Genomic DNA, 23,265 nt, shown 5'->3' with positions numbered 1-23,265 from the left:
CTATTCCATCACCCGGACATCGGCGGTGCCCCCGACGCGCCTCTTGCCCCGATCCGGCGACCGATGTGAACGTGATACCGGCCGACAAGGGGGAGCTTTGCCGAAAGCCCGTGCGACGGCGCTCATTACCGCCGCGCTGATCGTTGTGGTGCTGGTCGCGGGCTGCACCAGGCTGGTCGACGGCCGCGCCGTCTCGATCTACGACGACCCGTTCAAGGTCGCCGGGCTGCCCACCACCAGTGGTCCCAACGGCCCCCGCGCCGGTGTCCCGGACAGCACGCTGACCGCCACCAACGGGGACGGCAGCGCCGAGGACAAGCTCGCCCTCAACGCCGTCGAGGACATCCAGACCTACTGGCGCGCGGAGTTCGGCAACGAGTTCGAGGGCAACGATTTCAAGCCGGTCGACAAGTTGATCTCGTGGAGCGCGAAAGCGCCGCGCGGCGACTCGCTCGAGTTCTGCAAGGAGACCACCTATCGCCTGGTGAACGCCGCCTACTGCAGGCTGGACAACTCGATCGGCTGGGACCGGTCGGTGCTGCTGCCCGCCATGGAGGAGACCTTCGGCAAGATGGCGGTGGTCATGGTGCTCGCGCACGAATACGGGCACGCGGTGCAGACGATGGCCAAGCTGGTCGGCGCCAAGGACCCGGTGATCGTCAAGGAGCAGCAGGCCGACTGCTTCGCGGGCGCGTTCATGCGCTCGGTCGCCGAGGGCAGGTCCAAGCACTTCACCATCAACACCTCCGACGGACTCAACTCCGTGCTCGCCGCCACCGTGGCCATCCGCGATTCCGACCCCGACGACCCGGAGAGCGTGCACGGTTCGGCGTTCGAGCGGGTGACTGCAGTGCAGGTCGGTTTCACCGACGGGCCCAAGGGCTGCAAGCGCATCGATATCGACGAGATCAACGAGCGGCGGGGCAACCTGCCCAAGGATTTCAAGGGCGATACCGGCCGCGGCGAATACGCGATCACCAAGGAGAACCTGATCGAGCTCAGCAAGGCTCTCGGCGCACTGCTGCCGACCAAGCCGAGCCCGACCTACGACTACCACGGCGCCAAGCTCGACTGCCGCAACGGCGGCACCACCGAGCCGGTCAGTTACTGCCCGGAGAAGAACACCATCGGCACCGATATCCCCGCGCTCGCCCAGCGCGGCACCTCCAACTGGGACGTGGACGATCCGCTGCCGCTGAAGGTCACCGGCGACTACAACGGCTACATCGTCTTCATCTCCCGCTACACCCTTGCGGTGCAGCAGAATCACGGCCAGCAGCTGGTCGGCGCGAAGACCGGTCTGCGGGCCGCCTGCCTGTCCGGCGTGGTCACCGGCAAGCTCGCGATGCCGAACCGGCCCAGCTCGCAGGGCGATATCGGCCTGGCCGCAGGCGATCTCGACGAAGCGGTGTCCGGCCTGCTCACCGACGGCCTGGCGGCCAGCGATGTCCAAGGCCAAACGGTGCCGAGCGGATTCGCGCGCGTGGACGCCTTCCGCGCCGGGGTGCTCAACGGCGAGAACACCTGCATGTCGCGGTACTCCTGAGCGCGCGGAATCAGCGGCCGAACGGCGGTGGCGCCAGATGTTCGAAGCGCAGCACCCGGTTGCCGAGCATGACCTCGGCCCCGGCCACCAGCACCATGGATTGGTTGGGCGCCAAGCGGATCCAGTCGCGGTAGCCGGGCAGCCGGGTGCGGGTGCCGTTGGTCGAGCCCCGATCCACCACCGTCACATCCCAATTCAGCAGGTGGATCTCGGCGTGCGCCCGGGACATGCCGCCGGAGGAATCGTCGACCCGCAGCGGGACCAGGCCGCGCTGCGCGGCATCGGAATGCTCCGGATCGCGGCCCAGCACCGCGTCGGCGGCCAGGGTGTAGGTCATGCCGTCGTCGAGGATGAGCATGCCGAGCGGCGGGCGGACCACCTCGATCAGCGCCTGGGTCTGGTCCACCGGCATGCCGCACACCGTGCAGAACGCCGAGCGCGGGTCGCTGGGATGTGCGCGGGCGCACTTGAACCCCATCACCTTGACCGTGAGGGCGGTGGCCTTCGCCGTCGCCTCGAGCCTGCGCTGTAGATCCGGATCCGGGGGCGGCGCAGGCGTCGTGCCCCGCATCTGGGTCACCGCGTGCTGCAAGTCGGTATCGGCGGCGTGCGACTGCGCCGCGGTGTGCGACTCGGTCGCCCGCTGCGGCGGCGGCACGTCGCGCTGCGAAGCCGGGCCCTCGGGTTGCGGGGCCGAGACCTCGGGTGGTGGCGCCGAGACATCGGGTTGTGACACAGAGGCATCGGGCGGCAGGGCCGGGACATCGCGCCGCAGCGACGAGACGTCGGATTGCGGCACAGAGGCATCGGGTGGCGGCGTGGCGACACTGCGCTGCGGCGCCGAGACACCGGGTTGCGGCGAGGCGACACCGGGTTGCGGCGAGGCGACACCGGGTTGCGGCGACGCGGCAACCTGCTGTTGCCGCTCGGCATCGCGCTGCGACGGAGAACCCTCACGCTGGCGCGGCGACGCGTCGTGGAGCGGTGCCGCGCCGAGTCGCTGTGGCGTGGCAGTACGTTGCGGCGGCTCGTGGTCGATCCGCGCGGTCGGCAGCGGCGCTTCGTCTTCGCGTCTGCGCCTGGCCTCGCGGGCGGCCGCACCCATTCGGCTCGCGGCGCGCGCGCCGTCGGTCCAGACGATCGCCCCGCCCGCCTGCGCGAGACCCTCGACCAACCAACCGATTCCACGTTCCGCGGGTACCTCGGGTATCCGCCCTTTGGCATCGTCGACGAACAGCGCGGCGGCCCGCGCCGGGGCACTCGCCACCCGGTCGACGGTGAACGCCGCGTCGCTGCCGCGGTGCCGCTCGACCGTGCCGTCACCTACCAGTACCGCGGTCACGGCCCCGTGCAGGAATATCGCCACCCCGCCGGCCTCGGCGGGCGAGAGGATGCCGAAGTCGATCGGCTCCCCCGGACTGATCTGCTCGGCGGACTTCATCAGCCAGCGGGTGGCCTGCCTGGCGATCAGCGCACCGGGTGCGGTCCGGTCCTGTTCGGTGGCCTCCCGGACCAGCTCGGCCAGCGATTCCGCGGCCAGCGCGGCGGGCGAATCCGGCGTCGGCCGACCCGGTCCGCGGTGCCCGACGACCACCAGCGCCCCCGCGACCCGCGCCACCGCATGACTGCCGACAACGACCTCGACCTGCCGATCCATCAAAGGAATCGGCCTCTGTCGAGGGTGTGCTGCACGGTCGTCGCCACGAGAACCAGGGTATTGCAATCCCACAACTATCGACCCCCCTCCCAGGCGTCCGTCCGGTAACTTCGGTGTGAGCAAGTGAACGAAACGAGGACCCGTCATGGTTCGGACATCACGTATCGCACTCGCCGCGTCGTGTATCGCTTTGACTGGTCTGCTGACCGGCTGCGGCGGCGTGCGGGGCACCGCCACGGCGGGCGAACTCGACGTGCGCCAGCTGGAAGTCGGCACCTATGCCGTCGATCGGCACCGGTACAACCAGGATCCCGGCGACAAGGCCGCACTACTCGAGGGCATGCGGATGTCCGACGCCGTGGTGCCGACCGTGCAGGTCGATTCCTCGCTGAAGGTCGGCCGGGGCAGCACGGTGATCGCCGACGCCGAGCAGGCGCTCGATTTCGTCGCCAAGGTCTCCAAGCCGGTCTTCGACAACCGCAAGCTGATCGTCGGCTACGCGGCCAGCGGCGCCGACAAGCCGGACCCGGACGGGCAGACCAATCCCGCGCCCGAGGCCACCGCGGTGACCAACGCGCTGTTCCGTTTCCCGGATCCGGCGACCGCGAAACTCGCCGCCCGCGAGCTCGAAGATGTCGACATCTCCGTTTCCCCGGAGAACCGCAAGCTGCCGTCGACGAAGTATCCGGACGCCTACATCCATTGGCGCCCAGGCGTTCCCACCATCGGCACCTTCGTCGCCTACAAGGAGTTCGTCATCTCCCTGTTCATCCAGCGCCCGCGCGCCGACAGCGCGGACCTGGTGAGCTGGGTCGACAAGACACTCACCGCCCAGCTCGCGCAGCTCGACAAATTCCAGGCCACCCCGCAGGAGAAGATCAAGGACCTGAAGGTCGACCCGGAGGGCCTGCTCGCCCGGGTGGCGGTGAGCGACCGCAAGAGCCGCACCCCCGATACCGCCACGTTCGCCGTTTTCGGCGCCGATCACATGGTGCACCGCTCCGACGACGAGGCCGCGCATCTGCGCCTGGTCCAGGACGCGGGCGTGGACCGCACCGCCGTGGCCGACGACAGTTATGTCGCCCGCGCCCGGGATGCGGCGGGCGCGCAGAAACTCGCCGCCGGATTGATGGAAAGCGAAGGCGCGCACTACGACACCCTCGGTGCGCCGAAGGACGTGCCCGGCGCCAAATGCCTGCAGCTGAACAGCAAAGGCAATCCCGACCGGGAATATAAGTTCCGCTGCTACGTCACCTACAAACGTTATGTGGGCGTCGTGACCAGCGACAAAGAACCCGACGTCCGGCAGAAGGTGGCGGCCGAATACGCGTTGCTCGCGAACAGCCTCTGAGCGAGGCCCCGAACCTTATGGTCCTGTGCCCGCCGACGCGGTGAGTTAGTATCCCGCGAGACGACCACAGTACGGGGAGGGCCGGTTTGCAGTTCGGCGTGACATCGATACCTGCGCGCACCGCGGGGGCCCTGGTCATTGCGGGCACACTGGCGCTCGGCAGCGCGTGCGGCACATCGCCGCAGGTCACTGCGGATCCGGTGATCGATATCGCACGCCTGGACGTCGGCAGCTACCCCACGACGCCGCGCGAATTGGGCCCGGTCAAGAACGCCGATCAGGCCCGTTTCATCGAGGCCGAGCGGCTCGGGAACTTCGTGCCCACCGCCTCGGATATCGATCCCGCGTTCCGCGAGGGCAATCCGTCGGTCTCCACGGTTTTCATCGATCCGCGCAATTCCCTCGGCAAGATCATGAGCATCGATCGTTTCGCCGAGGCGGCGCCGGATTTCGTCGCCGGATTTCTCAGCAACGGCAGCACCGACGTGCGCAACCAGGGCCGGGACCTGTTCAACGCGGTCATGATCTTCCCGGACGAACAGCGCGCGGCGGCGGCCGCCGAGGCGTTGGAGCGGGTCGATTTCGAGGCCGCACCGCAGAACGAACGGGTGCAGATTCCGAAATACCCTGCGGCGCGCGCACATTGGCAACCGACGCAGCAATCGATCGGCTCCTGGTTCGCCACCGGCAAATTCGTCGTCTACACCTGGATCTACGACTACCTGAAGATCTTCCTGGAGAAGGTGGACCTACCCGCGCTGTTCGCGCTGGTCGAAAAGAGTCTCGACGCGGTCGTCCCCGCGATCGGCAAGTTCACGCCGACACCGGCCGACCAGCTGCTGAACCAGCCGATCGACTACGACAACATGCTCAGCCGCACCCTCCCCCGGCCCCGCGAGGATTCCTGGATCGATCCTCCGGGTGCGTACAACGGCCATGCCGCACTGCATTTCACCACCGATCCGGCCGAGGACCGCAGGCTGATCGAGGAGGCCGGAGTGGATCGGTTCGCCGTCGACGCCACCAATGTCTATCGGGCGCGCGACGCCGCCGCGGCCGCGAAGTTCCGCGCCGACCGCGGCGGGCTCACCAAACGCTTCAAGAGTGCCGAGTCGCCGCAACAGCTGCCGGTGGCCAAATGCAAGGAATACATCGGCACTCAGGCGATGGCGGTCCGCTTCTACTGTTCGGTGTCCCAGGGCCGGTACGCCGCATTCTCCTGGTCGCATCAACTGCTGGACGCGCAACAGCGAATATCCGCGCAATACGCAATTCTGGTGAATGCCCGATGAATTCCTTGCGCGCCGGCCGCATCGCCGCCCTCGCCTGTTGCGCGATGACGCTGCTCGCCGCCTGCGGGTCGACCGTGTCCGGTACGGCCCAGCCCGGCGAGATCGATATTCGCAAACTCGATGTCGGCAATTACCCGACCGTGCCGTTGAACGCGCACGACGACGACTACCGGCCGACCTTCTACGAAATGCGCGAGGTCGCCGCGATGCGGCTGGCCGACTACGTCGCCTCCGCCTACGACATCGATCCCCGGATGAAATACGGCTCGCTGTCCTGGAGCACCTCCAGTGGCGTGATGCCCGACGAGCTCGGCCGCCCCACCGATCTGGAGCCGATCGCCAAGCGGCACAAGATGATCTACGGGTTCAAGTCCAACGGCTCGGACAACAACAACAGCAACTTCACCTCGTCGTGGCCGACCAAGCGGCAACCGAACTCGACGTCGGTCAGCACCGTCGTCATGCAGTTCCCGGACGCCGAACGCGCGAAAGTCGCGGCGACCGAGTTCTACGATGCCGACTTCGGCGCCTACCGGGAGCAGAACCAGCCGGTGCCGCTGCCGAAATACGCTGACGCGCATGCGCATTGGCGACCCGACTCGCCATTCCTGCGCACCACCATGGCGCATGGCCCCTATGTGATCGGCTTCCTGGTTTCGACCCCGGCCCCCGTACTCAACGACCTGGTCGCGTTGGCGGAGAAGGCCTACAGCACCCAACTCGCGCTGCTGGACCAACTCCCGGTGCTGTCGGAAGAGCAGCTGCTCCAATTGCCTTGGGATCCAGACCATCTGCTCAGCCGCGCGCTGAACCCGGACAAGGCCAAGCGGCCGAGTTTCGACGACAGCTACGCTTTGTTGGGCGGGCGTGGCGTGCTGCATTACACCCGCGATCGCGACTACGCGAAACAGCGCTTCGCCGACATGCGGGCAGACCGGTTCGCGCTGTCCGCGGGCACGCTGGTGGTGCACACCGCGGGACCCGACGCGGCGCGAAAGGTGGTCGCGGACCGGATCACTCCGACCCCGGCCGGGGCCAATGCGGACGCACCGGCCAATCTGCCCGACTCGGCGTGTGTGGAAAACAAAACCGGCCTCAGCGGCAGCAAACGATTCACCTGCATTGTCGCGTATCGGGAATACGTGGGTTTCGTCTCGGCCAATCAGCTCGCCGACGCCCAGCAACGCGCGGCCGCGCAATACTCGCTTTTCGCGAACAGCCGGTAATGCGCGGCGCCGCGGCGGGTTCGAGCAGTCCAGTATGCTGCTGCGTGGGAAAGACCGAGTCAGGAGATTGTGGACTATGGCGATGAGCCCCGGCACCATCGTGGGCGGGTACCGCATCGATCGAGTACTCGGGGCCGGCGGTATGGGCACGGTCTATCTCGCCAAACATCCCAGCCTCCCGCGCATGGACGCGCTCAAGGTGCTCAGTCCCGAACTCAGCAGCGATCACGAGTTCCGCGCCCGCTTCGAGCGCGAGGCGAATCTCGCGGCCGGCCTCGACCATCCGAATATCGTCTCGGTGTACAACCGCGGCGAGGAGCACGGCCAGCTGTGGATCGCCATGCAGTACGTCGACGGCATCGACGCCTCCGCCGAGATCGCCCGCGACCCGCACGCGATGAATCCGCTGCGGGCGCTGCGGATCACCACCGAGGTCGGCAAGGGTCTGGACTACGCGCACCGGAAAGGGCTGCTGCACCGCGACATCAAGCCCGCCAACTTCCTGCTCTCCGCCACCGACGGCGACGAAGAGCGGGTGCTGCTCACCGATTTCGGCGTGGCCAAGTCCAACGACGACACCACCGAACTCACCCAGACCGGCAGTTTCGTCGCCACCATCGCCTACGCCCCGCCCGAGCAGCTCACCGGCGAACGGCTCGACCACCACGCCGACATCTACAGCCTGGCCTGCTCCTTCTTCAAGTTGCTCACCGGTCGCAATCCTTATCCCGCAACGCAACCCGCACTGGTCATGATGGGCCACCTGCACGAGCCGCCGCCCGCGGCGACCGCCGTGCACCCCGGCCTGCCACCGGCCATCGATCAGGTTTTCGCCAGGGCATTGGCGAAGAATCCCGCCGACCGGTTCAACTCCTGCCGCGAGCTCACCGACGCGGCGGCCAATGCCCTCGTCCCCGGCTACAACCCCGGCGCGACCAATACCTCCCCGACCTATCCCGTCCAGGTCGTCGACCCGCGCCCGCCCACCGATCCGCGGGCCGCGCAGTTCGGCCCGCACGGCCAAGCGCCCGCGTCGCCGAAGCGGCGCAAGCGCAGGCTCATCGCCGTGGAGATCGGCGCGGTCGTCATCACGCTGGCCGCGGGATTCGGTATCTGGGCGGTCAGCGGCGGCAGCAGCAGTACACCCGATACGCCGGCCACGCCCTCGACGGTCATCGCGAGCGGCGCGACCTCGGTCGAACAGGCGCGAGCCGACAATCCGGTGTTTCGCGGCAAGGTCATCACCATGGTGGATGTGCCGCGAACCAAGCAGATCGGGGCCTTCCTCGGCGGCACCGCGCCGGCCAAGTTCCTCGAGGATCTGGGCTTCGTCTACAACTTCAACTACGCGAAACAGGGCGAGGAGACCTCGCCGCGCGCCTTGACCACCAGCAGCGCGCTCGAGGTAGCGCCGGACAGCTATGTCCTCGCGGTGCGCAGCGACGAAGAGGCCGGCAACGGTGGCCTGCGCGGACTGCCGTACCAGGTGGCGGGCACCCGGGCCACGGTCATCGTGCTGGACGATCCTGCCGCCGTCGCCGCGCTGCGGAGTTGGACGGCGGGTTCGGAACGAACCCTGCTCGACAAGCTGGTGCCCTTACTCCGTAATCGGGTGAAGTAAACAACCGTCGCGTAATTCCGCGACACCGTGCCGCGGACGAATTTCCGATCCGTGGATAACCGCAGTACATGGCGCCGATTTTTGCTTTCGAAGCGGTTCGCTCTGCTGGTAGCGGTACTCATAGGCGTTCGGTAAGGTGTACCGCAGCCAGCCCACTCGCCGATCAACACACAGCGAGCAGGGGGAAGGAGGGGAGCCGAGCGCTGGCGGCATGTGATCGGCCGTGTCTGTAGAGCGACCCTGATGGGGCTTGAACACACGAAAAGTACTGGTCGACGACGCCGGAACTGATCATGTGAGCCTTCTCGAAACTTTCTCGGGTCGAGATGGAACCGATCAGGACCGAACAGCGTCCAATCAGATGTACAGGCCAACCAGGGCGTCCGCCGTTGGCCGAGACGGGAACCGAAAGGAGCCGAAATGGCAGGACAGCTCGAAGCGAGCGAGGAAGCGATCCGGAAGTTCACGGAGAACTGCCGTCAGCGGCACAGCGATCTGCAGGCCTCGATCACGGCGCTGAATGCAAAGTCGGATGCCACCACGGCGACGTGGAGTGGCGCGGCGCGCGGCGCGTTCGACACGCTGATGGACAATTACTTCGCGCAGGCGAAGAAGCTGAACGATCAGCTGGACCAGACCTCCGACAAGCTGGCCCACGCGGGCACCAAGTTTGCCGATCAGGACCAGCAGTTCGCCCAGCAGGTTGCGGCGCAGGCTTCCAGCCTGGACCTTCCCTGATCGACAACCAGACCATCAGACGATAAGGAGCTCCAGATGGCTGCAAACAACCCAGGAACCATTGCCTCCAATTTCGGTGAGGTCTCGGCCGGCGCACAGTCGATCGTCACCGAAGCACGGAACGTCATGTCCATGCTCGAGGACTTCCACAAGCAGGTCACCGACTTCGTGACCAACTACTGGAAGGGTGACGCGAACGACGCGTTCGCCTCCCTCCAGGCGCAGTGGAACACCAACGTCACCCAGCTGAACACCACGCTGGAGACCGCGGGCAAGCTCGTCGACCAGGGCAACACGGACCTGCAGACCACCGACACCTCCCTTGCGGGACTCTTCTGAGTAACCCGTCTCGGCGATTCGGGCCCCCGGCATACTGCATGCCGGGGGCCCGAATTTGTTGCGGGTCACGGTAATTCACCGAACTCTGCGATGACGCCGACCAGTCAGGCTTCCTCGTCGCTGTGGAATAAGTGGTAGATATACGACTTTTCGCCCTTGCGACTCACCCATGCTCCGGTCGGTGGCTGCGCACCTCGGCCTGCGTCATCGAAGGGCCGACTCAGCACCACACCAGGCTCGGCCGAAACGGCCCAGCCATAGTCGGGAAGTCGCCGGCACCAAATGTCACTGCCCTCTCGCCGGTACGCCGGATATCCATAAGCCGCACCGGCGCGGACGAACTCGTAAGTCAACCCGTCGCCGCACCGCACGAATCGCACCTTCCGCATGTCGCGCTCCTTTGCTAGCGCCCAGATTCCGGTGCCGCGCACAGATCCGGTAACGCGTCAGACGGTCGATCCCGCGAGAGCCGCAGCGAACCGCACTCCGAACAGGTTGCACCTCTTGATCCCAACGCGCAAAGGGTTTGCCAGGACAGGCGAACCGCCGTCGGACTCCGAGTTCCCGCACCTCTTCTGATACCTCGCACGCCTTCTGATACCTCGCACCCGCTATGGCAGGCCATACCGGGTGCGTCAGCTCAGAAAGGGTGCGCGAGTGGCAGAAACGCACCGAACACAGGCGATCACGCGCAAAGAAATTGGTAGCGTGCATAATTCGGTAGCGAACGCAGCCGGAGGTTGCGCGGAGTCAGCGGCGCAACGGACGATCGATTCCGCACGCCCCTGCCTGTCCCGCGAACCAAGCTCCGGGCAGAGTGCGTCCTCGATGTGGTGCGCAGAGGTCTTGCTCGCGCACAGATTGCGCCGCCGCACGCAGATTCGGCAGCGCGTCAGACGATCGATTCCGCGGGCCACTGTGTATCCCGCGAACCATACTCCGGTCAAGGCGCACCTTCGATGCGGCGTGCAAAGGTTTGCTCGCGCGCACAGTTTATGTTGGCGCGCACAAGTTTTGATGGCGCGCAGGATTTCGTCAGCGAATTAGTGCGCGGGGTGATGAAACGCGCGCGGGGCGACGAAAACATGCACGAGGCGACGAACGTGCGCGGGGTGACGAAGTGCGCGGGACAGCGCTGAATCGCGTGATTCGCTAGGGAACTACGCGGACCGAGCCGCCGAAACGGTCGCAGGTGGTGGATAGCGCGTTCCATCCGTCGCCGACGTATTGGCAGCCGATACTGAGCTGAATTCCGTACTCCAGCAAGACATGCCAGTTGACGGTGGAACCGTCGCCGGGGCGCTCCCGATAGGCGAGACCGGAACGGCCGCCGAACACGACGTCTCGTTTGAGGTCGGTGAGCACGCCCGGCGGGCGCTGCCCGATCTGCGCTTCCAGGTTCGACGCGACCTGCTCGTAGCCTGCACCGAACGCCACCTGTGTTTGCGTCACGATGATGCGCATGCGCGCGCCGTCGTCGGGCGACAGCTCGACGCGCGCCCGGCCGGTGGCGTCGGGCGGTGTGGCGAGATGCCAGCCGTCGGGCACCTGGAATCGGACGCGGCCGAACACTTCCGGCTCGCCACCGGGCGGCGGCGGGGCACCGAACGGCGGCGGCGGTCCTACGGTCGGACCGCTCGGCGGCAGCATGGTCGTCGGGGCCGCCGTCGTCGTGTCCGACGATCGGTTCAGCAACAGCACACCGCCGACCACCGCGGCTGCCACCACGACCATCGCCACCACCGCGACTCCCACGTATGCGGTGCCGCGACGTCGCGGCTGCTGGGCGGCCGCGCGCTCGCGTAGCGGTTGCATCCAATCCGGTGGCGGCCCAACGGGTGCCGACTCGGGCACCGGGACCGGTTCGGTCTGTTTGCCGCGGATGAGATCGGGCCCTGCGATCGACCGCAGTTCCACCCCTGGTCCGCAGCTCTGCTGCACGGCCGCGCGGAGCACCTCGAATTTCGTTTGCTCGGCGAGGCCGACGACCTGCGCCAATTCGACCTGCTGACCGTCCAGCAGCCGACTGATCACGGTGACCAGTTCGTCGAACCCCCGCGATTCGGGCAGCACCTCGGCCAGCGCGAGATTCGGCTCGTGCGCGCAGGATTCGAGGCGCACACCCTCATGACTGCGCAGCACCGTCGCGGCCGTGGTGGTGAGCGCGCCGAATTCCAGCACCAGCGTGCGTCGGCTGTGACTGGTCCCGTCGTCCGCGGCGACCGCTCGTACCGCCAGCTCCTCGAACCGCACCTCGCCGGTCCAGCGGCGGGCGGCCTGCTCGAGCACCGCGCGCCGCGCCGGACCCCACTCGGTCGGGCAGATGACGGTGATCCGCTCGCACGGCGCAGCGACGCGCAGATTCTCCATGGCCGTGCTGAAGACCGCGGCCATCCCGTCGGCCACCGACGGGATGCGGGGCAGCAGCGCGACCGCCTCGGCCGACACATGCTGCACCACGGAACTCACCTGCGTCGGCGGGGTCAGCGACTCCCCGACCACGAGGTCGAAACCGTTGCTGCCCAGCACGATCGAGGGCGGCCCGTCCCAGTGCGTGGCCGCGCTGCGCGCCCACACGCGGGTCTCGGTGACCACCAGCTCGACGGTGGACATCAGGGCTGCGGCATCCAGGCCGTCTGGATCAGACCTTCACCCGCGCGCGTGACGTAGGTGCCGCGTCCCGGCGGCATCGCGCTCGGCCGGGTGGTGCCCATCAGCACGCCCTCGTCACGACTGCAGCTCATGATCAGACCGGCCGACCCGAGATCCTTCATCCTGGCCAGCGTGGCCTCGTACATGGCGCGGCTCGCGCCACCCGAGCGCCGGGCGATGATCAGGTGGAAACCGAGGTCGCGCGCGTGCGGCAGGTGTTCGACCAGCGCCTGCACCGGGTTGCCCGCGGACGTGGCCACCAGGTCGTAGTCGTCGACGATCACGTACAGCTCGGGCCCGCTCCACCAGGACCGCTCCCGCAGTTGCTGCGGCGTCACGTCCGATCCCGGCGTCCGCTTGTCGACGTAGGCCGCGAGGTCGGTCATGTTCTGGGTGAATTGCGGTGCGGTGGAACCGTATCCCGCAAGGTAGCCCTCCGGCACCATGCCGAGCATCGAGCGCCGGTAGTCGCCCATGATGATCCGGGCCTGGCTCGGCGTGTTCGAGGCGCAGATGCCCTCCACGATCGAGCGCAGCAGCGTGGTCTTTCCCGACTCGGTGTCGCCGATGATGAGCAGGTGCGGGCTCTCGGCGAAGTCGGCGTAGACCGGCGCGAGCTCGGACTCGTTGATACCGATCGGAATTCGCATGCACTTCGCGGACTGATCCACCTGCGCGGGCCAGCCGCCCGCCAGGTAGAGCAGCTGCTCCCGAGCCAGCTGCTCGGGCAGCATCCGCACCTGCGGCGCGGGACGGCCCGGGGTGAGCCGGGCGATGGTGGCGACCGCGTCGCCGACCGCCTGGCCGAGGTTGTTCGGGTCCGAACTGCCGTCGATGCGCGGCAGGGCGGTCAGCATGTGCAGGCAGTCCGGGGTCATACCGCGACCGGGCCGGCCCTGCGGGACCATGGCGGCGAACTTGCGGCCGAGGTCGGAGTCCATCGGATCACCCAGGCGCAGTTCGATTCTGGTGCCGATCTGGTCCTTCAGCGCGGGCCGCGCCTCCGCCCACCGGTTCAGCGCGATGACGACGTGCACGCCGTAGGACAGACCCTGCACCGCGAGATTCATGATGGTCTGCTCGAGCAGTTCGAAGTCCTGGCGGATCGAGCTGAAGCCGTCGACCACCAGGAACACGTCGCCGAACGGGTCCTCGTGCGCGCCGGTCGCGGCCGGGCTGCTGGACGGGTCCATCGCGCGCAACCGCCGGAACTCGACCATCGACTCGATGCCGAGCTGCCGGAACCGGGCCTCACGCTGGCGGACGATGGTGGTCATCTCGGCGATGGTGCGCCGCACCTGATCCTCGTCCAAGCGACTGGCCACCGAACCGACATGCGGCAGCCCCTGCAGGCTCATCAACGTGCCGCCACCGAAGTCGAGACAGTAGAACTGCACCTGTTCGGCGGTGTGCGTCAACGACATCGCCATGATCATCGTGCGCAGCGCCGTCGACTTACCGGACTGCGGGCCGCCGACGATGGCGACGTTGCCGCGCGAGCCGGACAGGTCGACGAGCATCGGATCGCGGCGCTGATCGTACGGCCGGTCGACGATGCCGATCGGCGCGCGCAGCGTCGCGACCGCGGAGTACTCGCCGGTGAGGATGGACCGCGGGATGAGCTGGTCGAGCGTGGACGCCTCGTCCAGCGGCGGCAACCAGATCTCGTGCGCCGGACGGCCGTGGTTGCGGATCCGGGAGACGAGCATGTTCAGGTTCGAGATCTCCTCGCCGTCCTCGCCCTCCTGCGGCTCGAGGCTCGGCTCGGCGGGCAGCGGAACCCGGTCCGCCGCACGGAATCCGACGTGGGTCGCGGTGAACGGCCGGGCCTTGATGTCGATCTCGCCGGATTGGTTGGCGACGCTCATATCGCGCTGCGAGCCGCCACCCACGTAGGCGCCGGAGACATAGGACGCCTGGAAACGGACGATCTCGCCGGAGTCCGACTTCAGGTAGCCGCCACCGGGGTTGTTCGGCAGGTTGTAGGCGTCGGGCACACCGAGCACCTGGCGGGATTCGTTGGCGGAGAAGGTCTTCAGGCCGATCCGGTAGGACAGGTGACTTTCCAGGCCCTTGAGCTTGCCCTCTTCGAGTCGCTGCGAGGCGAGCAGCAGGTGCACGTGCAGCGAGCGACCGAGCCGGCCGATCATCACGAACAGTTCCGCGAAATCCGGGTGCTGGGTGAGCAGTTCGGAGAACTCGTCGAGCACCACGAACAGCGCGGGCAGCGGGTCGAGGTCGGCGCCGGCCGCGCGGGCCTTCTCGTACTCGGAGACGTTGGCGAAGTTGCCCGCGGAGCGCAGCACCTCTTGGCGGCGGTTCATCTCACCGGCCAGCGCGTCCTTCATACGGTCGACGAGGTCGGCTTCTTCCTCCAGGTTGGTGATGACGGCCGCGACATGCGGCACGCCGTCGAGCCCGAGGAAGGTCGCGCCACCCTTGAAGTCGACGAGCACCAGGTTGAGCTGATCCGGTGAATGCGTGGCGAGCAGGCTGAGCACCAGCGTGCGCAGGAACTCCGACTTACCGGAACCGGTCGCGCCGATGCACAGGCCGTGCGGGCCCATACCGTTCTCGGCGGCTTCTTTGATATCGAGTTCGACCGGCAGGCCGTCCGCGCCGACACCGAAGGCCACCCGCAGCCGCTCCCGGCCGTAGCGCGGCCGCCAGGCGTGCTCCGGATTGAACGTGCCGATATCGCCGAGGCCCATCAGCTGGCTCCAGGTCGAGATCACCTCGGAGTCATCGGATTCCACGTCGCTGCTGCGCTGGGTCGCGGCACGATACGGCGCGAGCCGGCGGGCCACCTGCTGGGCCTGCTGCGGCGAGATCCGGTCGATCAGCGCGAAGCGCTCCTGATTGCCGGTCGCGCCGCGGCCGACGCATTCGCCGTTCTCCACGATCATCTTGATACCGCGCGACACCGCGAGCCGCGGCGCGTAACCGCACAGGTCGATGATGGTGACGCCCTCGTAGCCGGATTCGCGTAGCTGATCTTCCTCGGCCTCCAGCAGGCCGCCGTCCACGACGATCACGATGTGCACCATGTTCGCGTTGGCGGGCTGGTTACGCGAGTAGCGGACCCGGTTGCCGAGCAGCGGTTGCAACCCCGCCATCGCCTCGCGGATCGAGCCGTAGAACATCCGCTGGGTGCCGATGCCGTCCTGCGCGTCCGGATGCTGGGTGTGCGGGAGCCACTTGGTCCACTCCCATTCGCGGGCGGTGTCCGGCCCGCAGACGATCGCGAACAGCACCTGGTCGGGCGCCTGGAACATGGCCAGCTGCAACAACATCGCGCGGGTCATGTCTCTGGCCTCGCCGCGGTCGCCGTCCAGCGCGATGGTCGCGAAGCCCTTCACCGCGATCGCAGTGGGCAGGTCGGGCACCGTCGAGTGCGCGCGCACGAAACGGCGCAGCGAGACCGCCGCGATCGGCTCCAGCTCCTCCACCGGACCGGTCTCCGGCGCGACCAACCGGGTCGCCAGCCGCTGACCGCCGACACCGATGCGGGCGTGGCAGAAATCCTTGTCGCCGGCGCGGCGCTCCCACATCCGGCTGGTACCCGCGAGCATCCAGACCAGGCCGGGCTCGGGATGACTCCATTCGACCGACGCGCGTTGCTGTTTCGCGGTCTCGTCCACATCGCGGCGCACCTGATCCAGGTAGCGCAGGTAGTCCTTGCGATCCTCGTTCGCCTCGGCGGCCTTGGCCCCCTTGCCGCCGCCCTGACCGGCGAACATGCCGACCATGGAGAACATCATCATGAGCGGGAACATCATGCTCATCGGATTCGACCCGATGCCGCCGCCCTGGGTGAACAGCAGCGCCATCATGCCGACCATGCCGATGATCATCACCACCGGCATCAGCTTCATCAGCAGATTTCCCGGCGTCACCCGGGGGATCTCGGGCGGCGGCTGCAGCGTCACCTCACCGCCGGGCGAACGCGGCATCTCCCGACGGGCCCGACGCTGAAACCGGACGGTGCTCATTGCGAAGCCTTCCCCCTCTTCGACAGCTCTACCACGGCCGCCGCGCATTCACCGGCTGCCGAGTTTCGGGCTCAGTGTAGAGGCCACCGCTGACATGTCGTACAGTTCGACCAGCATTCTGCTGCCCGAACCGTGGGTTCGCAAGCTCGACGCCAGCTCGTGAGTTTGCGAAAATACGAGGTAGAAGAGGTAGAAGACGAGTTGGGGGAAGCTTGACGCACGCGCGACTTGACCACATCGACGAAGATTCCTCGCGCGGTATCGTCCGCGCACCCGATCTCGCCCGGGTGACCATTCTGGCCAAACACACCCAGGTTGATATGGCGATCCCGGTGGACGTGCCGGTCGCACTCGTCATTCCCAGCGTCGTCGATATGGTCGCTCAGCACAGCCGCACCAATGATTTCGACAACGAAGGCGAGCGCTTCGAGCCCGCCGAATGGGTGCTGGCGCGGATCGGTCATCCGCCCTTCTCCAATTCGCTCAGCCTGGGCGAGCACGGTGTCCGCGACGGCGAACTGCTCATGTTGGAGAGCGCGTCCCACATCGCGCCGACGCCGCTGTTCGACGACATCATGTACAACGTCGCGATCGCCGACACCGACCATTACCGCAGCTGGACCCCGAAGGTCGCGCGGATCACCGGCTCGGTGCTCGCCGCGATCACCATGATCGTCGGCTGTCTCGGCCTGCTGCTCTCGCCCGGCGCGCTGCCGTACTGGGTCAGCGGCTCGGTCGCGCTGGCGGTGACGTTGCTGCTCGTGGTCGCCGCCATGGTGCTCAGCCGGATGTACGGCGACACCGCGACCGCGCTCGTCCTCGGCGGCTGCGCGTTACCCACCGCCTGCACGGCCGGAATGCTTTATGTACCGGACCATTACGGTTGGGCGCACATCCTGCTCGGCGCGGTCTTGGCCGGTGCCACCGCGGTACTCGCCTGGCGGGTCACCGGTGTCGGCCTGGCCCTGTTCATCGGCACCGCGACCCTTGCGGTGTACGTCGTGCCCGCCGCGCTGGTCGGGCTGCTCACCGGGCAGCCGGAACGGGCGATCGGCGCGGGCGCCGCGGCGCTGGGCCTGGCCGGTCTCGCGCTCTCGCCGCGCATCTCGATGCTGCTCGCGAAACTGCCACTGCCGCCGGTGCCCTCGCCCGGCACCCCGATCGACCCGACCGAAGACGACCCCGACGACCACCGCGCGCTGCCCACCATGGAGGCGCTGCGTGTGAAGTCCGAACGCGCCCGGATGTATCTGGCAGGCCTGGTCGCCGCGACCACCCTCGTCACGGTGCTGGGCGCGCTCGGCGCCACCGACCCGCAGGCCGACGGCCCGTACTGGCAGGGCATCGCGTTCGCGCTGGTGTGCGCGGCCGTGCTGATGTTCCGCAGCCGCACCTACGCCGGGGCCGAGCAGGCCGTAGTGCTGATCGCGGGCGGCGCGGGCATCGTGCTGATCATGTTGGTGGGCGCGGGTTTCGCGATGGATCAGCCGCTCGCCGTGTTCGGCGCCGCGATGGTCATCCTGATCGCCGCCCTCATCCTCGGCATCATCATCCCGAACCAATCGGCGACCCCGCCGATGCGCCGCGGCGTCGAACTGCTCGAATACGCCTTCGTAGCAGCAGTTCTCCCCCTGGCCTTCTGGGTGGCGAGCCTCTACTCCCTAGTCCGCGGACTGTGAACCGGATCCTGCGCACCGGTGCAGCCGCAGCGGTGCTGTCCCTGAGCATGTCCCTCGGCATGGGCACGGGTCAGGGCATAGCCCACGCCGACCGCCCACCCCCGGTAAACCCTAATGCGCTGCCCCCAGGCGACCCTGCTCGGCCGCCTGCCAAGACCGAGCATCCCGCCAACTCACCCTGTGCATCCACCCAGCAGGGCGGGGATGGTCCTACGAGCCCACCGCCACAACTTGCCCTCAACCTGAAACGTGCGTGGGACTTCTCTCGCGGCGAAGGTCAACTCGTCGCAGTCATCGATACGGGTGTTACCCGCCATCCTCGTCTGCCCGAGTTGGAAGCGGGTGGCGACTACGTGTCGGAATCCGGGGATGGCGTCAGCGAGGACTGCGACGGGCACGGGACGGTTGTCGCCGGCATCATCGGCGCGAAACCGGTTGATGGACAGGGCTTTCATGGTGTCGCACCCGAGGCACGCATACTGTCGATTCGGCAGACGAGCAAGTTCTACGACGTCGAGGGCCGACCGGATAAGCGGCCGGAAGATCCGGCAAAGGGGTACGGCGATATCAACGCGCTCGCCTCTGCAATTCGGCGGGCCGCCGACCGCAACGCGTCGGTGATCAACATCTCGCTGGTCCTTTGTGTCCCCGGCAATATGCAGCCCGCCGACGACGCGGTCGGCGCCGCTGTGCGCTACGCGACCTTGGAACGCAACTCCGTCGTGGTGGTGGCCGCCGGAAACACCGATGACAAGTGCAAGGCGGGCAATCCGGATGTCATCAACCCTTTGCATCCGGAAAGCGACCCCTGGAAGAACCTGACCACCAACGTCACTCCTGCGCGGTTCGACGACTACGTGCTGACAGTCGGATCGGTCGATCAGAACGGCGCGCCCTCGAAGTTCAGCGTGCCGGGTCCGTGGCTGGGAGTCGCCGCACCCGGCGAAGACATCGTGTCGCTCGATGCACGCGGCACTGGCACAATCACCGGGATCTATGACCAACAGCAAATGGTTCCGCTGAAGGGCACCAGTTTCGCCGCACCTTACGTGTCGGGCGTGGTCGCACTGGTCCGTGCTCGCTTCCCTGAACTGAGCGCGCTCGAGGTGATCAAGCGAATCGAGGCCACCGCGCACGCCCCGGGCGAGGGCTGGAATCCTTACATCGGATATGGAGCGATCGATCCGGTCGCAGCGCTCACCGCCGAAACCACGAAACCACTACCGCCGAAACGCCCCGCCGCCGCGCAGCAGGTCCAACTGGCAGTTCCCGCCCCACCCCCGCCGCCCGACCACCGCGCCCGCAACGTCGCACTGATCGGCAGCGGTTCCGTCGCGGTCCTGCTGATCCTCGGCATGCTCGCGTCCTTCCCGATCCGCCGCCGCTTCGGCGTCACCGGGGATGACATGTAGGACTCGGGACGCCGGCCTCGCGGCAGTAGAACTCGACAGTTCGCGTCGGGGGCGGCAGGAGTCGTGGGCAGCCTGCTTTCGGGCGGCGTCCTTTACGCATTGGTCGAGCGGCATATCTGCGGAGTTCCAGAACCCGCCGATGCGTACCTCGGCTCGCGCTGTAGCGTCTGCGCAGCACATTGCGTTAAACAAGGTGCCGGAACCGATCGATGCAGGTAGTTACCATGGCGCAACTCAATCAAGGAACCGAGGCCGCTCTGGAGCGGCCGAGCCGCCGCCAGGCCTGGGAGCGGGCGACCGGCGTGCCGATGGTGGCGCTGGCCGTCGTCTTTCTCGGCACCTACGCCTGGTTCGTGCTGGACACCGGCGCTTCGCCGCAGCTGGACACCTGGCTGGCGCGGGTCGATGTGGCGATCTGGGTGCTGTTCGGGGCCGACTTCCTGATCCGGCTGTGGCTCTCCACCCGCCGCTGGGCGTTTCTGCGCTCGCATCCGCTGGAACTGCTGATCGTGCTCATTCCGCCGTTCCGCCCGCTGCGGCTGTTGCGCGCGGCGGTGCTGGTGCTCGGCACGCTCAACCGGCACACGCTGAGCCAGCGGACGCGGTTGTCGGTGTTCGTAGGCAGCAGTTCGATCCTGATCCTGTTCCTGTGCAGCCTGGCCTTTTTCGATGCCGAGCGGGGCGTGGAGGGCAGCAAGGTGGTGCATTTCGGCGACGCCCTGTGGTGGTCGGCGGTCTCGGTGACCACCGTCGGATACGGCGACGTCTATCCGGTGACCGCCGAGGGCAGGCTGATCTCGCTGGTCCTGATGACCTTCGGTATCGGCCTGATCTCCTTCGCCATCGGCACCACCACCAGCTGGGTGATCGACCAGCTCAAAACCGTCGAGGAAACCGCGGCAAGCACCGACCGCGAGATCGTCGCACTGGTCGAGGAGGTCAAGGCCTTGCGCGCGGAGATCGCGGGCCTGCACCGCTCGGCGGCCACCGGGCCCGTTGCCATACCGGCGAACAGCAGCGGCACAGACAGCGCGCATCCTGGAAGTTCTTCTCCGGCAGCAGGTTAGCCGCCGAACTCGATGGAACCGAACGACCGCCTACCGCGTCAGAGTTGGTAGCGGCCGCACCGAGCGTGCCGTGGGAGGGAAGTATGAGCAAGTCCGCAATGAAACTGGCCTTCGTCGCTGTGCTGCTCGGCACCATGGGTTCGATGACCGTCGCGACCGGGGTCGCTTCGGCCAAAGCCGGCGCGATCGTCATCTGCGACACCAAGACGAAAAGTGGTGGCGCGAGCCGTGTTTCGGCAACGGCCGAGGCGCCGACGAGGGCGGAAGCCGTCAAGCTCGCCATGGCGGACGTGAAACGTCAGCTGGTGGCCGGCGAGACGATCGTCAAGTGCTCCACTAGGTAGCGGTCCGGGACGTCACCCCGAGGGGTACTGTCCGACTGCACTAACGCGGTGGCCGCCTGATTCGATGCGAACAAGGCGGCCACCGTCGGCTGGAAACCTCGAATTACTTCGCGGCGACGGGTTGTTTGGCCGGGTTGGCGTCGGGTGCGACACCGTCGTGGGCGACCATGGCTTCTTCGCGGCCGAGGGTGGGGCCGTTGGCGAGCAGGCCGACGATCGGCCACGGGGCGGACTCCGGTGTCACGCCGGATTCTTTGTCCAGGCCGAGCGCCTTCGCCGCGTCGTCGTTCTTGATGCCGTACCGGACACCCGTGTCGGACACATAGAACATGCTGTCCTTGCGGCGGCTGTCGACCTCGATGCCGGTGGTCTGCACGAACGCTCCGGAGCCGGGCTTGAAGTACACCGAGTCGACGTTGTCGCCCTTGCCGTCGGCCTGGGCCAGCGGCACGAGCCGGGCGCTGTCCGGCAGCGGCAGATCACTCGCGTCGATCACGTCCAGCTTGGCGCGCACCGCGACGTCGACGTTGCCCGCCGCGCCCGCGATCGGCTGCCACGACATGCAACTGACGGGCCGGGCCTTGGGCTGCACGATCGTCGGCGCGACCTCGGGATAGGTGTCCACCTGCAGCGCTTTCGACGGCTGCGGGATCGCCACCTCGGCATCGCTGACCGAGGTGCCGTGGTCGGGGTTGCGCTGGTCGATGCGGATGATCTCGGCGGTCAGCGGGCTGATCGCCTGGAGTCCGTTGCGCAGCAGCACATAGTTCTTGTCGGCCTTGCCCGCTTGCTGGACAACGGTGCCGATCTTCAGATTCCGGATCGAGTAGCCCTCGGGCGTCCCGCCCGGGTCGGCGATCTTCGGCGGCACGATCGGGCTCACCTCGGGAATCGCGTTGAGCAGCCCCTCGCTGATCGGCCGCGGTGTCGCGCCGCGGATGTTCAGCGGCACGGTGACGGTCGGATCGTTCATGTCGACGCGGGCGCGCGTGTTGTTCCACACCAGGTAGGTGGCGTCCTTGCCCTTCACCAGCAGGCCTTTGTCCCGCCCGAGCGCCGACGCCTTCTCCCCCATGTCGAGGTCGCCGATCAGCACGGACGTGGTGCGATCGTCGCTGCCGTCGGTCTTGAGCGAATCGCAGACGGTCCAGGTGCGTCCCTTGCCCGCCTTGTCGAAGCTGAACGCGCTCGGCGCACCGGGAATGCCGATCAGCTGCCCGCGCGGCTTCTTGCCGATCTCGGATTCCTTGACCATCGCGGGCTTGGACGCGTCGCCCACCGCCAGGCGGGCCGAGGCCAGGTTCAGCGCCGGATGCACGACGTCATCGATCACCGCGTAGATCGCGCCGGATTCCTTGCCGACCAGGATCTTGCTGTTGTCGACTTTGCCCTGCGGGCGCAGCAGGGCGAGGATGCCGCAACCCGCCAAGACCACCAGCGCGAGCACGAGCCCGGCGGCGTAGGCCCGCGACTGTGAGCGCATCGGGTCGTGCAGCATCCGCACGTCCCTGCGGACCAGGGCGTGTTCCATCCGACGAACCAGGAAGCGGTAACCGCTCACCTGCCACCGAGTGGTGGGTTTTGAAGGCATTATTCCTCCCCCGAACAGTGCTCGCGTTCGCGCAACACAGTACAGTTCCCGAGGACTCTTGTTCAGCTCGGCTACTCCGATTGGGCCGACACCGGGTACTTGGGGGACGACGATGGCGGAACCTGCCGGGGCGGGACCACGACCGCTCCTTGGCCGCATCTCGCTACAGAATTTGCTGATCGCGCAGGTCATGGGGTTTATCGCGGGGGTGGCCGCGCTCCTGCTCGGCTTGCAGGCGCTGCCCGCGCTGGCGGTGGGTGTGGTCGTCGCGCTGATTCCGCTGATTCCCGTCGCCAAGCGCACCCTGCTGGACTGGATCGCCACCTGGTGGCGCTATCTCACCAAGCGGGACTACCGCATCGGTGACACCGTCGACTTCCGCGGCGCGGACGGCCGCTCACTCGGCCTGTACTGGGACGGCAGCCGGGTGGTCACCGTGGTCGAGGTGCTCGCCCCGCCCGGCGGACTGACCCGCATCGCCCGCAACACCGTGCACGCCTCGCACCTGCTGCCGCTGCCGGAGCTGGCGAAATGCCTGAACCAGCACGACATTCTGCTCAGCGGCATCGATATCATCAGCCACGGCCACCGTTCCCGGTCCGGCACGCCCGCAGGCAAGATCTATGAATCGCTGCTCGGGCCGCTGCCCGCGACGGCGCACCGAACCGTCTGGCTGGCAATCAGTTTCGACGCGGTCGCCTGCCCGGACGCGGCGGCCCGGCGCGGCGGCGGCGCGGACGGCGCCTCGCGCGCGGTCA

At 67.4% G+C, this 23,265-nt stretch carries 17 protein-coding genes; 13 read left to right on the top strand and 4 right to left on the bottom strand.

Annotation, left to right across the window (positions count from 1 at the left end):
• Window positions 1-97: 97 nt before the first annotated feature.
• On the top strand, window positions 98-1,546 hold the full coding sequence (locus NVU01S_RS27085; RefSeq protein ID WP_052281047.1) for a neutral zinc metallopeptidase: 1,449 nt from the start codon (window positions 98-100) through the stop codon (window positions 1,544-1,546).
• Window positions 1,547-1,556: 10 nt separating this feature from the next.
• Here NVU01S_RS27085 and NVU01S_RS27080 read toward each other — a convergent pair whose 3' ends face one another.
• The gene (locus NVU01S_RS27080) at window positions 1,557-3,203 is read right to left on the bottom strand and encodes an FHA domain-containing protein (RefSeq protein ID WP_043677272.1); all 1,647 of its coding nucleotides are present in this window, start codon (window positions 3,201-3,203) and stop codon (window positions 1,557-1,559) included.
• A 145-nt stretch (window positions 3,204-3,348) separates the two neighbouring features.
• Between NVU01S_RS27080 and NVU01S_RS27075 the strand changes: the two genes are divergently transcribed.
• The 7 genes from NVU01S_RS27075 to NVU01S_RS43590 all read left to right on the top strand — a co-directional run bounded on the left by NVU01S_RS27075 (window position 3,349) and on the right by NVU01S_RS43590 (window position 10,909).
• Window positions 3,349-4,554, top strand: coding sequence for a DUF7373 family lipoprotein (locus NVU01S_RS27075; protein ID WP_043677274.1), 1,206 nt, complete (start codon window positions 3,349-3,351; stop codon window positions 4,552-4,554).
• 98 nt (window positions 4,555-4,652) lie between these two features.
• Window positions 4,653-5,846, top strand: coding sequence for a DUF7373 family lipoprotein (locus tag NVU01S_RS27070; RefSeq protein ID WP_244467411.1), 1,194 nt, complete (start codon window positions 4,653-4,655; stop codon window positions 5,844-5,846).
• Window positions 5,843-7,072: a DUF7373 family lipoprotein gene (locus NVU01S_RS27065; RefSeq protein WP_043677278.1), complete on the top strand. Its 1,230-nt coding sequence runs from the start codon at window positions 5,843-5,845 to the stop codon at window positions 7,070-7,072. Before NVU01S_RS27070 ends, NVU01S_RS27065 begins: the two co-directional genes overlap by 4 nt.
• Before the next feature lie 76 nt (window positions 7,073-7,148).
• Window positions 7,149-8,693 carry a serine/threonine-protein kinase gene (locus NVU01S_RS27060; protein ID WP_043677279.1) on the top strand — a complete coding sequence of 515 codons (1,545 nt, stop codon included), beginning with the start codon at window positions 7,149-7,151 and terminating at the stop codon, window positions 8,691-8,693.
• Window positions 8,694-9,113: 420 nt separating this feature from the next.
• On the top strand, window positions 9,114-9,431 hold the full coding sequence (locus tag NVU01S_RS27055; protein ID WP_014981793.1) for a WXG100 family type VII secretion target: 318 nt from the start codon (window positions 9,114-9,116) through the stop codon (window positions 9,429-9,431).
• A gap of 36 nt (window positions 9,432-9,467) precedes the next feature.
• The gene (locus NVU01S_RS27050) at window positions 9,468-9,770 is read left to right on the top strand and encodes a WXG100 family type VII secretion target (protein ID WP_043677281.1); all 303 of its coding nucleotides are present in this window, start codon (window positions 9,468-9,470) and stop codon (window positions 9,768-9,770) included.
• A 959-nt stretch (window positions 9,771-10,729) separates the two neighbouring features.
• Window positions 10,730-10,909 carry a hypothetical protein gene (locus NVU01S_RS43590; RefSeq protein WP_156161792.1) on the top strand — a complete coding sequence of 60 codons (180 nt, stop codon included), beginning with the start codon at window positions 10,730-10,732 and terminating at the stop codon, window positions 10,907-10,909.
• 13 nt (window positions 10,910-10,922) lie between these two features.
• On the opposite strand, the gene NVU01S_RS27045 is transcribed toward NVU01S_RS43590, so the two are convergent.
• Both NVU01S_RS27045 and NVU01S_RS27040 read right to left on the bottom strand, forming a co-directional pair.
• On the bottom strand, window positions 10,923-12,383 hold the full coding sequence (locus NVU01S_RS27045; protein WP_043677283.1) for a type VII secretion-associated protein: 1,461 nt from the start codon (window positions 12,381-12,383) through the stop codon (window positions 10,923-10,925).
• The gene (locus NVU01S_RS27040; RefSeq protein WP_043677285.1) at window positions 12,383-16,414 is read right to left on the bottom strand and encodes a type VII secretion protein EccC; all 4,032 of its coding nucleotides are present in this window, start codon (window positions 16,412-16,414) and stop codon (window positions 12,383-12,385) included. The genes NVU01S_RS27045 and NVU01S_RS27040 overlap by 1 nt, the downstream gene beginning before the upstream one ends.
• 212 nt (window positions 16,415-16,626) lie before the next feature.
• Here NVU01S_RS27040 and eccD point away from each other — a divergent pair, with 212 nt between their 5' ends.
• The 4 genes from eccD (at window position 16,627) to NVU01S_RS27020 (ending at window position 20,916) form a co-directional block, all read left to right on the top strand.
• Complete coding sequence (gene eccD, locus NVU01S_RS27035; protein WP_043677288.1) at window positions 16,627-18,093, top strand: type VII secretion integral membrane protein EccD; 1,467 nt, start codon at window positions 16,627-16,629, stop codon at window positions 18,091-18,093.
• Window positions 18,090-19,505 carry a type VII secretion-associated serine protease mycosin gene (gene mycP / locus NVU01S_RS27030; RefSeq protein ID WP_244467412.1) on the top strand — a complete coding sequence of 472 codons (1,416 nt, stop codon included), beginning with the start codon at window positions 18,090-18,092 and terminating at the stop codon, window positions 19,503-19,505. The genes eccD and mycP overlap by 4 nt, the downstream gene beginning before the upstream one ends.
• A gap of 224 nt (window positions 19,506-19,729) precedes the next feature.
• Window positions 19,730-20,572, top strand: a complete 843-nt coding sequence (locus tag NVU01S_RS27025; protein ID WP_052281048.1) for a potassium channel family protein — start codon at window positions 19,730-19,732, stop codon at window positions 20,570-20,572.
• Between the two features lie 83 nt (window positions 20,573-20,655).
• Window positions 20,656-20,916, top strand: a complete 261-nt coding sequence (locus NVU01S_RS27020) for a hypothetical protein (protein WP_156161793.1) — start codon at window positions 20,656-20,658, stop codon at window positions 20,914-20,916.
• Window positions 20,917-21,019: 103 nt separating this feature from the next.
• Here the strand turns inward: NVU01S_RS27020 and eccB are convergent, their stop codons facing one another.
• Window positions 21,020-22,507 carry a type VII secretion protein EccB gene (gene eccB, locus NVU01S_RS27015; RefSeq protein ID WP_052281049.1) on the bottom strand — a complete coding sequence of 496 codons (1,488 nt, stop codon included), beginning with the start codon at window positions 22,505-22,507 and terminating at the stop codon, window positions 21,020-21,022.
• Between the two features lie 190 nt (window positions 22,508-22,697).
• On the opposite strand from eccB, the gene eccE reads away from it, so the two are divergent.
• On the top strand, window positions 22,698-23,265 hold a 568-nt coding region (eccE, locus tag NVU01S_RS27010), incomplete at its 3' end, for a type VII secretion protein EccE (RefSeq protein ID WP_244896321.1).

Origin of the sequence: Nocardia vulneris, from assembly GCF_001613425.1 — a bacterium.
Lineage (GTDB): Bacteria > Actinomycetota > Actinomycetes > Mycobacteriales > Mycobacteriaceae > Nocardia > Nocardia vulneris.
Note: the sequence above shows the minus strand (reverse complement) of the source record. Positions and strands in the feature narration are given on the sequence as shown.